This window comes from Pseudomonas fluorescens, assembly GCF_019212185.1.
In the GTDB taxonomy this organism is placed as follows: domain Bacteria; phylum Pseudomonadota; class Gammaproteobacteria; order Pseudomonadales; family Pseudomonadaceae; genus Aquipseudomonas.
In genome coordinates this window covers 4,499,193-4,514,366 of the sequence record NZ_CP078138.1, presented here as the reverse complement: position 1 = coordinate 4,514,366, position 15,174 = coordinate 4,499,193, and the positions used below count along the sequence as shown (strand labels likewise).

Sequence of the window (15,174 nt, the reverse complement as noted above, 5' to 3'; positions counted from 1 at the left end):
CGATAGGCACTGGCATAGACCGCAGCGTTGATCCAAAGGTCTATCTCTGACCTTTAGATTAATCCACCGGCGAGCAACGTGCATGATCTTGATCAAAGGAGCCTTTCAGGGCTTCTCGCCCTTGCGTCGACGCAGCCCAATGTCGGACAGGCAGGTATCGAGTTCGCCCAGGTGGTCGATCACTGAATGAACGCCGAGGCTGAACAATTGCAGGGTGGCCTTGCCGCGCTTGAGTTCGCGCTCCTGCTGGCTGAGCGCCTGCCATTGTGCGGGCGCGAGTCCGCAGAGTGAGCCGTAGGACGCCAGGCCAATGGTCCACAGACCGGCGTTGAGAGCCGATTGCAGCAGCAGTGGTTCGCCGCTGACCAGCACGCAGCCGTCGAGACGATCGATATTGAGGCTCATCAATGATTGCCAGCAGGCATCAGGAGCGGGCCATTGGCCGGCGTTCGGCGAGCGTGGGGTGGCGCCAATCCAGTCCGGCAATGCACCGGCCAGCGACTGGCTGTGGGTCAATGACAAGTCATCCAGCCACGCGCAGGGGATGCCTTGACGCTGCAGCGAGAGCAGGGCGTGCTCGGCGCCCGGCGTCAGCAGCCCGTGCTGGGCGCTATCGAGGCGCTGGTGGCGGCTCTGGGCGCCGAAGTCGACGAGGCAGCCGCTCAGGCCAAAGAGCACGGCAGTCGGTTGCGGCAGGGGCTGGGAGTGCGTCTGGACCTGGGGCATTTCAACGTCCCTGAAATAACCACGGAGCATAGGTGGCTCCCGTGACGGTTAGATGACAGGCAACTGACATGCATCAGGCAAACACCTGATCCCTGTAGGGTAATTCCCAGAAAGTCGGCTTACGACTTATACTCGTCAGCTTAATCGCGTGGGTCTGCACTCGCGTCAGTACAATCCAAGGAGTTTTCTCTATGCGCTGGAGCAATTGCCTGGCTCGACTAAGTCTGTTTGCGGGTGTTCTATTGGTCCCGTTCGCCACTCAGGCTGCCACCGAAGAAGACCCTTGGGAAAGCATTAACCGCCCCATCTACAAATTCAACGACGTGCTCGATACCTACGCCCTCAAGCCGCTGGCCCAGGGTTACCAGTTCGTCACGCCGCAATTTCTCGAAGACGGCATCCACAACATGTTCCGCAACATCGGTGACGTCGGCAACCTGGCCAACGACATCCTGCAGGCCAAGCCGCGTGCCGCTGGTATCGACACCGCCCGCTTGCTGATGAACACCACCCTCGGCCTGGCAGGCTTCTTCGACGTCGGCACCAAAATGGGCCTGCAGCGCAATGACGAAGATTTCGGCCAGACCCTCGGCTACTGGGGTATGCCCAGCGGTCCTTACGTGATGCTGCCGTTCTTCGGTCCGAGCACGCTGCGTGATGCACCGTCGCGCTACGTCGATTCCTACGCCGAACCCTACCGCTACATGCACGACGTTCCGGCGCGCAACATGATGCTCGGCATGGAGGTGATCGACACCCGTGCCAGCCTGCTGTCGGCCGAGAAACTGATCAATGGCGACAAGTACGTCTTCATCCGTAATGCCTACCTGCAGAACCGCGAATTCAAGGTCAAGGACGGCCAGGTAGAAGACGATTTCTAAGTCACTGCCAAGGTGAAAGGAAGGCGGCCAGCGGGCCGCCTTCCGTGCTTTTGAAGCGAGCGTTCGACCCTTCCTTTTTGTCGCGAAATTTGTCCTTCTTATAACTGCCGGTGATGACCATCGGTGTGAGCTTGAAACGCCTCGCGGATGGGAGTACCGTCTGCGCCTTAGAAGGGCACCTCTGATGAACAGGCGTGTAGGGCGAATGCTCGAAAGCAGTGCATTAGAGAGGCTAGAAAGCGAATCCAGTAGTGTGTGCCGGGCCGATTGCCCCGCCAGCTACGCCAACCTAATTCTGGCGCCGTTTGCCCACATGCAGAAAACCAGTGCCACGCTGCTGTTAATCGATGACGACGAAGTAGTGCGCGCGAGTCTCGCGGCCTATTTGGAAGACAGTGGGTTCAGCGTCCTGCAGGCCGGCAATGGCTTGCAAGGTCTAGAGGTATTCGAGCAACGCCATCCTGACCTGGTGATCTGCGATCTGCGCATGCCGCAGATGGGCGGCCTTGAGCTCATTCGTCAGGTCACCGATCTTTCGCCGCAGACGCCGGTGATCGTGGTGTCCGGTGCTGGCGTCATGAACGACGCGGTTGAAGCGCTGCGCCTGGGTGCTGCGGACTACCTGATCAAGCCGCTGGAAGATTTGGCCGTCCTTGAACATTCGGTACGCCGGGCCCTGGATCGCGCGCGGCTGCTGCTGGAAAACCAGCGTTACCGGACCAAGCTCGAAACCGCCAACCGCGAGCTCGAAGCCAGCCTCAACCTGCTGCAGGAAGACCAGAACGCCGGGCGCCAGGTGCAGATGAACATGCTGCCGGTCAGCCCCTGGACCATCGACGACTTCACCTTCGCGCACCAGATCATTCCGTCGCTGTACCTCTCCGGTGATTTTGTCGATTACTTCCGGGTCGACGAGCGTCGGGTCGCATTCTATCTGGCGGACGTTTCCGGGCATGGCGCATCATCGGCGTTCGTCACGGTACTGCTCAAGTTCATGACCACACGCTTGCTGTTCGAGTCCAAGCGTAATGGCACGTTGCCAGAATTTACCCCATCAGAGGTGCTCGGGCATATCAACCGGGGCCTGATCAGCTGTAAGCTGGGCAAACATGTCACGATGGTCGGTGGAGTCATCGACGAGGAGACAGGCTTGTTGACCTATAGCATCGGTGGCCACCTGCCGTTGCCTGTGTTGTATACGCCAGAGAGTGTTGGTTATCTCGAAGGACGCGGACTTCCGGTGGGCCTGTTCAATGAGGCCACCTACGAGGATCACGTTATCAAGCTGCCGCCGGTGTTCAGCCTGACGCTGATGTCCGACGGCATTCTGGACCTTTTGCCAGAGCCTACACTCAAAGAGAAAGAAGCTGCCTTGCCCCAGCGGGTCAAGTCGGCGGGCGGCAGCCTGGATGGTCTGCGGCAGGTTTTTGGATTGGCCACGCTAGGGGAGATGCCGGATGATATCGCCCTGTTAGTGTTGAGCAGGAATCTTCAATGAGTACCGGTAGAATCCAGTTCGCCGAGCAGGACGGCACCTTTGTCCTGAAGTTCGTCGGTGAAGTGCGCCTGACCCTGTGTTCGGCGCTGGATGCAACGATAGAACGGATCTTCACTGCGGTGAACTTCAACGCGATCGTGATTGACCTGACTGAAACCCGCAGCATTGACAGCACCACGCTGGGCCTGTTGGCCAAGCTGTCGATCCTGTCGCGGCAAAAAGTCGGCCTGCTGCCGACGGTCGTCACCACCCATGAAGACATCACCCGGTTGTTGGAGTCCATGGGCTTCGAGCAGGTGTTCAACATTGTTGACCAGCCTGTACCGTGCCCTGAATGTCTGGACGACTTGCCAGATCAGGACCAGTCCGAAGAAGTGGTGCGGATCAAGGTGCTGGAAGCGCACAAAATCCTGATGGGCTTGAATGAGTCCAATCGTGAGGCGTTTCATGATTTGGTGAATGCATTGGAGAGGCACTGAGCCCGCGACGCTCATCACAACCTATCCCGCATAAAAAAGGCGAACCACATCAGGTTCGCCTTTTTTGTTGCGCTTGTCTGGCCTTACAGCTTGGCCTGCAGCAGCGCCTCCAGTTTCTCCTGGTCGCGGGCGAACTGGCGAATGCCTTCAGCCAGCTTCTCGGTGGCCATGGCGTCTTCGTTGGAGGCCCAACGGAACTGGGCTTCGTTGAGGCTCTGGCGTGCTTCGCCAGCATGGCCAGGAGCCAGTTTACGCTCGAGCGCGCCGGTGTCCGCCGCCAGCTTCTCGATCAGGTCCGGGCTAATGGTCAGGCGATCGCAGCCAGCCAGTTGCTCGATCTGGTTGAGATTGCGGAAGCTCGCACCCATGACCACGGTTTTGTAGTCGTTGGCCTTGTAGTAGTTGTAGATACGCGATACCGATTGCACGCCGGGATCGTCGGCACCGGTGTATTCGTTGCCGGTGGATTTCTTGTACCAGTCGTAGATGCGTCCCACGAACGGCGAAATCAGGAACACCCCGGCTTCGGCGCAGGCCACCGCTTGGGCAAAGGAGAACAGCAGGGTCAGGTTGGTCTGGATGCCTTCGCGTTCCAGTTGCTCGGCGGCGCGGATGCCTTCCCAGGTGGACGCGATCTTGATCAATACACGGTCACGGCCAATGCCGGCCTGCTCGTACAGGTCGATCAGGCGATGGCCGCGCTTGAGCATCGCCTCGGTGTCGAACGACAGGCGCGCATCCACTTCAGTGGAAATGCGCCCCGGAATCACTTTGAGGATTTCCTGACCCACCGCGACGGCAAAACGGTCGCTGGCCAAGCCGACATCACCCTTGCAGTCCTTGACACTGTTATTCAACAGTTCAGCGTAGCCAGAGATCGCGGCGGCCTTTAGCAGCAGCGAAGGGTTGGTGGTTGCGTCCACCGGTTTGACGCGGGCGATGGCTTCGAAGTCGCCGGTATCAGCGACCACGGTGGTGAATCGTTTAAGTTGTTCCAGCTTGGAAGTCATGGGCGTGCTCTGTCCTGTGGGTCTGATGACATTACCCGAGCGTCGACGGCCACTCAAGGGTATGGAGGGGCAGGCCACGCAATAGCGGCATACCCCTGGAAACGGTGTGACTCTTTTGATGCCAGGCGGGCGCACAGGTTCAACCTGGTAGACGGTTGACCTCATAACGGATTTGAGCGAACCGATCAGGGATGCCGTTGAATTAACACCCACCCTCAAGTAACGGGAAAAACACCTGGCCTGTTCTGGGTGTGCGCAAGTATAGAGTCGCGCCGCAATGGGGTAAATATCTAATGCTGAATGTCGCCGTTAATAAATGTCGACCCTCTTGAAAGTGTACCGTTGAAGTTGAACTAAATAGCCGTGAAGCGCTTGTTAGAATGCGTCCGGCAGGGTCATGTAATTAGGCGTATGGTCAGGCTGGAAAGTGTGTTTCGCCGACAATGGCCTCACGACCTGAAGGAAGAGGTGGATGTGTGTGGAAGCCTTTGACAAGTTGATGCTGGATTATGTTTTAAGGAAGCTGACCGACCTATTTGAAGAGATTGTCCTGGTTTCCAAAGAACCGTCTTCGCCGGTGACTTCAGGGATAATGGGGCTCGGCCAGTCGTCCAGGAGGCTGCCTGTCTGGTTGAGTCGGTTGAGACGCAGTGACCCTTATCTGGTGACAGACATACTGATCGATCAAATGCACGTCACCCGCAAGCAAAATCGTGATCTGCGCTTTGAGGCGCAGAACGCATTATTGAACGCGCTGGTCGAGGACGGCGTGGCGTTGCATATAGCCAGTTACTCGGTGGCTGTCGTGGAAAAGCGCTTGAAGTGCTTTTTGAATAATTCGCCTCATACTTAGGTGCAGAGAAAAAGATTATCGCTCAGGCCTCGAGTGAGGGCGCACTGTTATGTTCGGTCTGTAAAAGCGAGATTAATTGTCGGGCTTTAGTCATGTTTGGTTGATAGCCTCAGATTGCTAGCGTGCTGTTTCAAATACATGTAAGAAATGGAGCAATTTGTGATGTCTGCGCATGAGATCAACACGACAATTGATATCCTCCAAACCGTCCGGGCACCTGTTGGAGAAGTATTGAATGAACTACCGGATGCGTTGTCCAGGGCTAACATGGTCATGGGCTTCGATGCGACGGGCAATCCGGCGGTGTTGGTACCCACAACAGACACCGGTGCACAGTTGGCGATTAATTTGCAGGATGCTATCGAACCGAACAAGGGCGCGGCGCTGGTGGGGTTCAAGTCGCGTAATCTTGAGCAAAAACTGAGTGATATTCTCGATGCCCGTGATTTTGGTGCGACCGGTGTCGGCGACAATACCGTCGCCATTAACGCCGTTATTGCCTACGCCATGGCGAACGGCATCAAATGGGTTCGTCTGGCCGACAACACGACTTATACCGTCGGTACATTGGTGGGCGCATCGAACGTCAATTTCATTGGTAATAAAACCAGACTGACTAACGGCTACTTTCGGGTTTATGACGTCGATGCTTTTGGACGGCTGACATTGCCTTCGTCCATCACTTCATTCTGGCCCCATGCCGTCTATATGAATGCGGATGGCTCAGGCGCGACTGACTATGATGCACGGGCGATCAAGCCTGTGGGTAAACGCTATTACGTTCGGCATACGGGCGGGGCATCCAGCAACGACGGACTGACTTTTGCAACTGCGGTGAATAGCCTGCAGGCCGCATTGGCAAAGCCGGATGTGGTCGAAGTTGTCCTCCAACCGGGTGACTATCCGCGTATCGGTAACGCCGTGGGTGAGTTTGTTCTTCCCCGGAATATTTCAATCAGCGTGCTGGGTGGCGGTGCGGCGAATATTTTCGGCTGCTCGTTCAACCTGTCCTGGGCGGCTGAACCGACTCACCCGGGCCTCTATTCCACCTCGGTAAGCAACACGGCGAACGGGCGTTTCGCCTGGGATTCCAAATACAAGGATCGAAATGGCGACTTTATGCAATACGCAGTGCTGGCCAGCGCGGAGGCCGTTGCACAGACGCCAGGTTCGGCCTGCTTTCTGGATGGGAAAGTCTACCTGATGACGGTTGATGGTCGTGCGCCCGACGTGGACATCCGGATTTTTCAAGACTCAACGTTTCGGGTGACTGGGCCTTACAAACTCTATACCGAGGGTTTGAATTTTTTGGGTGTGCAGAATGTCCTCACGCGCGCCACAGCGGAGAACATGACCCCTCTATGGGTCGCTGTTGATTGTGCTTTTGGCTATAGCGAAAGTTTTGGAGTGTCCGGAGGAGGGAGCTTCCGATCGGAAGGTGGAAACACCCTGTTCCTGCGCTGTACTGCATTCAAATCCAAGCGCGATGGATTCAATTATCACCAATGGAATGCAATATTGCAGAACTGCGGATGGCACGTAGAGATTGATTGCGTCGGTCGTGACAATGGGGCCACGGGGGAGGGCAACAACCAGGGCTCGTCCCTTCACGATGGAGGCAAGATTTTGCGTATTAATGGGCATTACGCGCGCAATGAAGGTCCGAATCTGGAGGATGTGAATATCAACACCGTCTCCTATAACGTTGGCTGTTTACTCGAAGATTCGTTGAAAATATCCGTTCCTCGCCACGTCCAATCAGCACAAGGTGCAACGATCTATTGCGTGGGGATAAAAATACGTGGCCGCGCTGATTATGATGCGGTAACCGCTGAAGGCTCGAAAATCATTCACTATAAGTGCGCTTTCACCCGACTCTCTGGGCAAACTTTCGATCATGAGCAGTTCAATCCGGTCTGTGTTTAAACGGTATGAACGAAGTGTGTGCATCATTAACCCGGCGTGCTTTTATACGAATAGCAGGTGTTGCCAGCGCCGGGTTGTTTACCGGGGCAGGGCGAATCCAGCAATCCCGTGCTGACACCCAGCTTCCTTTGGTTCCGGCAGATAATGCGTCTTCAGCGTTCGCCCAGGATCTGATTAAGGCGGATCAAGGCGTGAATCTCGGCTGGGCGAGCCGTTCATTGACGCGGGCCATCGAGAGTGAGACGGATGCTCTTCAATCACAGCATGTTGAAGTGAGGCAGTTTGAGCATTTGATCGAAAAAAAGGCGGCTCATGACAGAGCTGGCTGGAATTGGAGTCACGCGATTCAGGCGGCAATCGACTGCGCGGAAACGCGAGGCCTGATCTGTGTGTTGCCTCCAGGAATGCTTCGACTGACTCAGCCGCTGGAGTTGGGGAGTCATTCGAGATTGTATATTCCTGCGCAAACAACGCTGCTGAAAGACTTTAACAGTCTCGGCACTTTCGCCGGCACGATAAAAAACAAAGGCGACCGCAAGGGCGTTTCCAATGTGCTGGTTTTTGGTGGAGGTGTTATCAAATCCAGGTCCGGGAGAGTGGGCAAACACATTGTGTTTTTTAACAGCAGCCTGGTTTCGGTTGTCAATATCAGGATTCGCAACACGTACTCGGACTGGACGACGAAATTTCAGAACTGCAGCCGCGTACTGATTTACGGCAATGATACCGATGTCGAAAGTACCGAAGTCTTGACGGACGGATGGCATTTTAAAGGTCAGTCCAGGAACATCGTGGTGGCCAACAATCGTGTGCGCACGGGGGATGACTGTATCGCATTCACCCAAGAGGTGCCGGGCGTCGATGAGTCCGGGGATATTGAATACGCCACCGTTGTGAACAACACACTCGATTCTGCGCAGTCGAGTCTGATCAAACTGCATGTGCGCGCAGGCATCAGCAGCGCCATACGGCACATCACTATCAACGGAGTAGAGGGTAAGGTTGGCCGGATCCATCAAGGTGGTTTTGCATTCTATTTTTCGGATGAAGGACTTACCCAAAAAATCTCGGATATCAAGGTCTCCAATCTCATTGGTCGCTGCGAGGAAAATGGCGATTATTGTGCAAGGATGATCAGTTGCAGGGATGTGCAGATCGACAATTTCCAGGCACTCGATGCACAGCGAGGTGTGCTGATCGAAGATTCAAACGGGGTTCGACTGGACAATCTGCAAATCCATAACCTTCGTGGGCAAGGTGTCGATCTGTCATCCGGTGTCACGTTGCAAAACACTGAGCGTTTCTGGATAACCAACCCTATCGTCAAGCGGACCTGGCAGCATGGCATTCAGCTTGGTTCGCCAGGCAAGCCTGCAAGCCAGGGTATGGTTATGGGTGGGTTTTTATCCGAATGCCTGTCTACCGGGCTTAGACTGGCGAACGCCAACGGGGTCAGGGTCGAGGGCGTGAGTTGTTTGAGCAACAAGTACGGAATCGTAGAGGACCGCGGATCTCGTGGAAATCTGATCCTGCGCAACCGCATCAGTCACAACTACGCCGCTCCACTTTCCCTTCGAGGGGAAGGCTCGATAGAAGAGGAGAACACGCTCAACTGATTCTTTCCAACAACTCCGCCGTTTTCGCCTTCATCAATGAGACGTCGCCCCGACTTTCAACGGTCAGCAGCATTTCGTGGTTGTTATCGAGAAGGCCAATCCTGAAACGCCACTCAGCGAACGTCATGCTTAACCCGTCCTTTTCCTCCATGTCCAACACCCCATTAGCGTAAACAGAGCGAAGGTTCTCAAGTACGGTCGACGTACAGCGAACCCTGCATCGGATGTTTCCGGAAGATGGAAAAATGCCGATGCGCTCGACCAGCCATTTGGAGTGGGGCGAGGGGCATTGGGGTTCATAGGATCGCAACCAGGCCATCAATCCACTGCTGCCTTCGGCGCACCTGTGCCCAATAACCCTGTTTCCCGGTGCAATGGAGTCCAATGATTGGCTGGCGAAATCGATCGGTGATCTGGAAGCGTTCATGATGTTCCCTGTCAATGTGGGCCGCGCTGAACTGCCGACCCATAGCCCAAGATCCTTGTTACAGGCCTTTCTTGTACAAATGCTCGTAGCAAAAATTAGTCGCTTCTATATAGCCCTCTGCGCCGCCGCAGTCGAATCGCTGTCCCTTGAACTTATAGGCAAGTACACAGCCTTTTTGCGCCTGCTTCATCAGCGCGTCGGTAATCTGGATTTCGCCACCTTTGCCGGGTTCGGTGTCGGCGATGAGGTCAAAGATATCCGGCGTGAGAATGTAACGGCCAATGATCGCCAGGTTCGATGGCGCGTCCTCCGGTTGGGGCTTCTCGACCATGTGGCTGACACGGAAGAGGTCATCACGAATGGGCTCGCCGGCAATCACGCCATATTTGTGGGTCTGGTCGGCAGGGACTTCCTGAATGGCGACGATGGAGCATCGGAACTGCTTATACAGAGCGATCATCTGCGACAGAACACCTTCTCCTTCCAGGTTCAGGCACAGGTCATCAGCCAGCACCACGGCAAAGGGCTCGTCGCCGATCAAGGGCTGTCCTGACAAAATCGCATGCCCCAGGCCCATCATCTGCACCTGGCGAGTGTAGGAAAAGGTGCAAGCCTCCATCAGCTCTCGTGTGCCAGACAAAAACTTTTCTTTTTCGCTACCGCGAATCTGATGTTCCAGTTCGTAACTGATATCAAAATGATCTTCCAGTGCGCGCTTACCTCGCCCGGTAACGATCGCCATGTGCTGCAACCCCGCAGCCCTGGCTTCCTCCACGCCGTACTGAATCAGAGGCTTATTCACCACAGGCAGCATTTCCTTGGGCATGGCCTTTGTCGCGGGTAGGAAACGTGTGCCGTAGCCGGCTGCGGGAAAGAGGCATTTACGGATCATGTAAGGTCTCTGTTATAAAGTGGATGTTGATAATGTTATTTATATATAGGGAACTGGCGTTTAAATGATTTAATCTGCTCGTCGATTAGATAGCATATTGCGTAAAGTAAAAGCACGCGGAAAATACCAGATGTTAAATTCGGTCTGCTTTCTGTGTGGGCTGTTATTTACTGTCCGTTATTGTAAGTGGACCTGATTCGGATGTTATGGCATTAAATACACCCGTGAATCGCTGTGTGTGATTGTTCACCGTTTATTGTGGCGTACCTTCCAGTTTTCTGAGGTTTGGTAATTGTTCTGAACGCGCAAGCAAGAAGCTCGCGGCGCTCAAGGCCAGGAATTGCCATCTATACGAAGCGTAAAGGGTTGCGGATCCAGGGAGGTTGCCGTGTTAAAGAAAGTTCTGATTGTCTGCATCGGCAATATCTGCCGCAGTCCGACTGCAGAAATACTGTTGCGCGACAGGTTAAAGGACAGTGACGTCGAGGTCAGGTCGGCAGGTATAGCGGCCTTGGTCGGCGGCTCCATTGAGCCAACCGCGCACAAACTGCTCGCAGAACGCGAGCATCTGGAGATTGATCACAAGGGTAAGCAATTGACCCCTGAATGTGTGAAGTGGGCGGATCTGATTCTGGTGATGGAGCGCAAGCATGTATCTGCGGTGCTGGCCATCGCCCCGGAAGCGCGAGGCAAGGTAGTCCTCTTGGGTAAGTGGCAGGAGGATCGTGAAATCAGTGATCCCTATCGTCAAGGCGAGCCTGCTTTTAAACACGCCATAGCGTTGATCGAAGAAGCGGTAAATGCCTGGGCACAGCGTCTCGTACGCTGCTGACCATTTTCTAGAATTGTTTCAAGGCAAAGAAATCCACTTATGCAGCAACAAGCGCCAGTACTCAATGTTCAGGAAGACAGTAGTAATGAGATTGATCTGCTCGGCCTGGTCGGGACGCTCATCGATCACAAACTATTAATTGCCATGGTGGCAGGTGCATTTATGGTGGCGGGGGCCGCGTATGCTGTTCTTTCGACACCTGTATATAGAGCCAACGCACTGGTGCAAGTGGAAGCCAAAAAGAATGACATGCTCGGCTTTTCCAACATAAGCAGTATGTTGGGACAGGAGTCGCCTTCCGTGACCGAGATTGAGTTGATCAAGTCCCGCTCTGTATTGGGCAAGGCCATTGATAATCTGAATCTGGATGTCGAAGTTGAACCCAATTACTTTCCGGTGATTGGCGCGTTCATCGCTCGTCGTTTCGAACCCGATCGCCCGCAAGAGGTCGCCGCGCCCTGGTTCGGCTTTAACAGTTTCACGTGGGGTGGCGAAGAACTGGTTATTTCCGAGCTGCAGGTTCCACAAGCTTTGCTGGGCGAGCCGATGACGTTTGTTGCAGGTGACAATGGTACCTACACCGTGCTCGATGAGGACGGCAACACGCTCGCCAGCAGCAGTGTTGGCGAAGCTTTCGACCAGGACGGTTTGAAGATCAGTGTCAAAGCCCTCAGCGCCAATCCGGGGGCAGAGTTTACCGTTACTCGCCAGCCGCGTATGGCCACAATCATCGAGTATCAAAAGGTCCTCGATGTATTCGAGCGGGGCAAGGATTCGGGCATCCTTTCCCTTGCTCTGGAGGACACTGATGCCGACCGAGCGATCCGCACGCTTAACGAAATCATAAGGTTGTACGTACGGCAGAATATTGATCGTACGTCAGCAGAGGCGGCTGCCAGCCTGGACTTCCTGAGAGAACAGCTGCCAGTGGTCAAGAGGGATCTGGAGAAAGCCGAGAAAGCGCTCAATGAATACCAGATTCACAGCAAGTCGATTGATATCAGCCTGGAAACCAAAGCCATTCTGGACCAGATTGTTGCACTGGACTCGAGCATTTCGACGTTGAAGCTTCAGCGTGCCGAGATGGATCGTAAGTTTACCGGGCAACATCCAGCGTATCGCGCATTGATGACGCAGCTTGCGGAACTCACTTCCAAGCAAAGCTCCTTAATCAAAAAAGTCGAGGGGCTGCCAGCCACACAGAAAGAGCTGTTCAGTCTTACCCGTGATGTCCAGGTGGGTAACGAAATCTATACCCAACTGCTGAACAAGTCTCAGGAACTGGACGTGATGCGTGCCGGGACCGTGGGTAATGTGCATTTGATCGACGAGGCTGATGTTGATCAAAGTAAACCGGTCAAACCTCAAAAGGCACTGTTCGTACTGACCATGACCTTGTTGGGTGCCTTTTTCGCAATTGCACTGGTTTTGCTTCGCAAAGCCCTGAATCGTGGGCTGGAATCACCGGAAGCCATTGAGCAACTTGGGTTGCCGGTTTATGCGTCCATCCCGTACAGCGCCTTGCAGAAAACCGAAGACGATAAGTTGTCGCGTAGTCGGGCAAGTGCGAGCAAGTCGATGCATCTGCTGGCGATGGACCACCCTACGGATCTCGCGATTGAAGCCCTGCGCAGCCTGCGTACCAGCCTGCACTTTGCAACGCTGGAAGCGAAGAATAATCGACTGATGATTTCCGGCCCAAGTCCGGCGGTGGGTAAGACCTTTGTTTCGGGAAACCTGGCGGCCGTTATCGCCCAGGCGGGTCGTCGAGTGTTGTTGGTCGACGTGGACATGCGCAAAGGCTACCTGCACAAGTTGCTCGGGACAGGTTCGGAGAATGGGCTTTCCGACGTTCTGTCCCGACAATGCTCCCTGGATACGGCTATCCATCCAACGTCAGTCAGTGGATTCGACTTCATTTCCCGGGGACGAATCCCACCCAATCCATCTGAACTTTTGATGAAAGCGAATTTTACAGCGTTCTTGGACGAAGTAAGCAGCCGATACGATCTGGTGATATTGGACACGCCACCCTTACTTGCTGTGACGGATGCTGCGATTGTGGGTCGTCTGTCAGGCACAAACCTTATTGTCACTCGATTTGGCCTGAACCCCGCGCGTGAAATACAACTGACCATGCGTCGTTTCGCGCAGAACGGTATTGAGCTCAAAGGCGCGATATTCAACGGTGTCGAAAAGCGCGCATCGGCTTATGGTTACGGTGATTACGGGTATTACCACTACGATTACAAATCCGACAGCGCCTGATTAAGTTGGACGGAGCGGTTTGATCGTCATTTATCTGTTTAGAATTTTTAATTAGCTCTGAAGCCATTGAAATACCGTTCTCAGGATACTGATGTTAAACCCTGGGGCGGTAGCGTGTGCGGATTTTAGTGATCGGTATTCGGCTGTCCCGGTTGAAATGACTTCAACTCCAATTGCTCTGTAAGAGTGACGGTAATAAGGGTGAGATGATGAAGTATCTAGTGACGGGTGCTGCAGGGTTTATCGGAAGTGCCGTAGCCCATAAGTTGTGTGCTGCAGGGCATGAGGTAGTCGGGATCGACAACGTGAACTCGTACTATGACCCTACACTGAAGAACGCGCGACTCGAGCCTTTGAGGGCTCTGGAAAACTTCACCTTTTTCAAAACTGATCTCTCCGACGGTAATGCGATTGCACACATTTTTCATGAGTATCCATTCGACCGAGTGATTCACCTCGCTGCCCAGGCAGGTGTTAGATATTCGATTGACAACCCGCACGCGTATTTGGACTCCAATATCAACGGATTCCTCAATATCCTTGAAGGTTGCAGGAATAACGGAATAGAGCATCTGGTATACGCCTCCAGCAGTTCAGTGTACGGCACCAGCAATACGACGCCCTACCAGACATCATCGGCGGTCGATCACCCCATCTCATTGTATGCCGCTACGAAAAGATCCAATGAGCTGATGGCTCATACCTATTCACACCTTTTTAATATTCCGGTCACTGGCCTGCGATTCTTCACTGTTTATGGCCCGTGGGGACGGCCCGACATGGCGCCTTTCAAGTTCACGAAGTCGATCATCGAGGGCAAGGAAATCGAGGTTTACAACAACGGAAACCTGTCTCGCGACTTTACCTATATCGATGACATCGTTGAATCCATTATTCGCATCCAGGATGTGCTGCCGGTAAAAGACAAGTTTGATATGTCCAGTCCGGATAAGAGCAGCGCGCCGTATAGGGTCTATAACATCGGCAATGGCGCCCCTGTTTCCTTGGCCCGGTTTATCGAAGCCATTGAAAGCAGTGCCGGGAAAAAGGCAATCAAGAAATTCCTGCCTATGCAGCCTGGCGATGTTTATACCACCCACGCGGACACCGACGAGTTGGTCAACGCCATCGGTTACCGACCTGTTGTATCCATCGAAGAGGGAATGCAGCGGTTTGTGCGTTGGTATTCCGATTTTTACGGAAAGCATTAAGTGTTTGCGTTGATTAGAAGCGATATTCGCGCTGTGTATGGTAATGCCGGTTTCAAATCAGTATTGAAGTCACTGTTGAACCCCAGCATCCATGCATCATTACTGGTGAGGCTTGCCGCGTCGAAAAACAAGCTGGTGCATATCTTGAGCAGGAATCTGTTGATTGCCAAGCATTCCATCGATGTTGGCTATGGCGCGTCAATTGAAGCAGGGCTGCATTTGCCACACCCGGTGTCGATAGTCATTGGTTCGGGAAGTGTGATTGGAAAGAATTTAACGCTCTATCAGGGATGCACAATCGGTAACAAGAGAGGGTATCCCACGCTCCAGGATGGCGTGACGATTTACCCGAACTCTGTAGTTGTAGGAAATGTCACGATCGGCGCACATGCAGTGATAGGAGCAAACAGTTTTGTGGATAGAAGCCTACCACCCGAGACGACATACCGCGGTTAGAAGAGCTGTGTTTCTCGCATGCTCTGCATTTAATCTGGTGTCGGTGTACTTGGTTATCTACCTCGCCGGAAGGTTGACGGGTAGTCACTATATAACTGA

General features: G+C 54.0%; 14 protein-coding genes. 10 read left to right on the top strand and 4 right to left on the bottom strand.

Annotated features, from left to right (window positions below):
• Positions 1-105: 105 nt before the first annotated feature.
• Positions 106-726 carry a phosphatase gene (locus KW062_RS20020; RefSeq protein ID WP_105754554.1) on the bottom strand — a complete coding sequence of 207 codons (621 nt, stop codon included), beginning with the start codon at positions 724-726 and terminating at the stop codon, positions 106-108.
• Between the two features lie 191 nt (positions 727-917).
• Between KW062_RS20020 and KW062_RS20015 the strand changes: the two genes are divergently transcribed.
• The 3 genes from KW062_RS20015 (at position 918) to rssC (ending at position 3,584) form a co-directional block, all read left to right on the top strand.
• Positions 918-1,607: an MlaA family lipoprotein gene (locus tag KW062_RS20015; RefSeq protein ID WP_027617952.1), complete on the top strand. Its 690-nt coding sequence runs from the start codon at positions 918-920 to the stop codon at positions 1,605-1,607.
• Between the two features lie 313 nt (positions 1,608-1,920).
• Entirely contained in the window at positions 1,921-3,105 is a 1,185-nt protein-coding gene (gene rssB, locus KW062_RS20010; protein ID WP_105754534.1) for a two-component system response regulator RssB, read from the top strand.
• Positions 3,102-3,584, top strand: a complete 483-nt coding sequence (rssC, locus tag KW062_RS20005) for an anti-sigma factor antagonist RssC (protein WP_027617950.1) — start codon at positions 3,102-3,104, stop codon at positions 3,582-3,584. The genes rssB and rssC overlap by 4 nt, the downstream gene beginning before the upstream one ends.
• A gap of 83 nt (positions 3,585-3,667) precedes the next feature.
• Here the strand turns inward: rssC and tal are convergent, their stop codons facing one another.
• Entirely contained in the window at positions 3,668-4,594 is a 927-nt protein-coding gene (gene tal, locus KW062_RS20000; RefSeq protein WP_105754535.1) for a transaldolase, read from the bottom strand.
• A gap of 472 nt (positions 4,595-5,066) precedes the next feature.
• On the opposite strand from tal, the gene KW062_RS19995 reads away from it, so the two are divergent.
• The 3 genes from KW062_RS19995 to KW062_RS19985 all read left to right on the top strand — a co-directional run bounded on the left by KW062_RS19995 (position 5,067) and on the right by KW062_RS19985 (position 8,989).
• Positions 5,067-5,447 carry a hypothetical protein gene (locus KW062_RS19995; protein ID WP_256350830.1) on the top strand — a complete coding sequence of 127 codons (381 nt, stop codon included), beginning with the start codon at positions 5,067-5,069 and terminating at the stop codon, positions 5,445-5,447.
• A gap of 162 nt (positions 5,448-5,609) precedes the next feature.
• The gene (locus KW062_RS19990) at positions 5,610-7,373 is read left to right on the top strand and encodes a hypothetical protein (protein ID WP_027617947.1); all 1,764 of its coding nucleotides are present in this window, start codon (positions 5,610-5,612) and stop codon (positions 7,371-7,373) included.
• A 5-nt stretch (positions 7,374-7,378) separates the two neighbouring features.
• Entirely contained in the window at positions 7,379-8,989 is a 1,611-nt protein-coding gene (locus KW062_RS19985; protein ID WP_027617946.1) for a right-handed parallel beta-helix repeat-containing protein, read from the top strand.
• Here the strand turns inward: KW062_RS19985 and KW062_RS19980 are convergent.
• Both KW062_RS19980 and galU read right to left on the bottom strand, forming a co-directional pair.
• Positions 8,982-9,416 carry a mannose-1-phosphate guanylyltransferase gene (locus KW062_RS19980; RefSeq protein WP_146118213.1) on the bottom strand — a complete coding sequence of 145 codons (435 nt, stop codon included), beginning with the start codon at positions 9,414-9,416 and terminating at the stop codon, positions 8,982-8,984. The two genes, KW062_RS19985 and KW062_RS19980, sit on opposite strands and share 8 nt — an antisense overlap.
• A 58-nt stretch (positions 9,417-9,474) precedes the next feature.
• Positions 9,475-10,308 (bottom strand): UTP--glucose-1-phosphate uridylyltransferase GalU, encoded by an 834-nt coding sequence (gene galU, locus KW062_RS19975; RefSeq protein WP_027617944.1) that lies wholly within the window; start codon positions 10,306-10,308, stop codon positions 9,475-9,477.
• Positions 10,309-10,696: 388 nt separating this feature from the next.
• Here galU and KW062_RS19970 point away from each other — a divergent pair, with 388 nt between their 5' ends.
• From KW062_RS19970 to KW062_RS19955, 4 genes are all read left to right on the top strand, one after another.
• The gene (locus KW062_RS19970) at positions 10,697-11,140 is read left to right on the top strand and encodes a low molecular weight protein-tyrosine-phosphatase (RefSeq protein WP_027617943.1); all 444 of its coding nucleotides are present in this window, start codon (positions 10,697-10,699) and stop codon (positions 11,138-11,140) included.
• Between the two features lie 39 nt (positions 11,141-11,179).
• Positions 11,180-13,408, top strand: a complete 2,229-nt coding sequence (locus KW062_RS19965; RefSeq protein ID WP_105754537.1) for a polysaccharide biosynthesis tyrosine autokinase — start codon at positions 11,180-11,182, stop codon at positions 13,406-13,408.
• A gap of 209 nt (positions 13,409-13,617) precedes the next feature.
• The gene (locus KW062_RS19960) at positions 13,618-14,619 is read left to right on the top strand and encodes an NAD-dependent epimerase (RefSeq protein WP_105754556.1); all 1,002 of its coding nucleotides are present in this window, start codon (positions 13,618-13,620) and stop codon (positions 14,617-14,619) included.
• Positions 14,620-15,075 carry a serine O-acetyltransferase gene (locus tag KW062_RS19955; protein ID WP_081786319.1) on the top strand — a complete coding sequence of 152 codons (456 nt, stop codon included), beginning with the start codon at positions 14,620-14,622 and terminating at the stop codon, positions 15,073-15,075.
• Positions 15,076-15,174 lie beyond the last annotated feature (99 nt).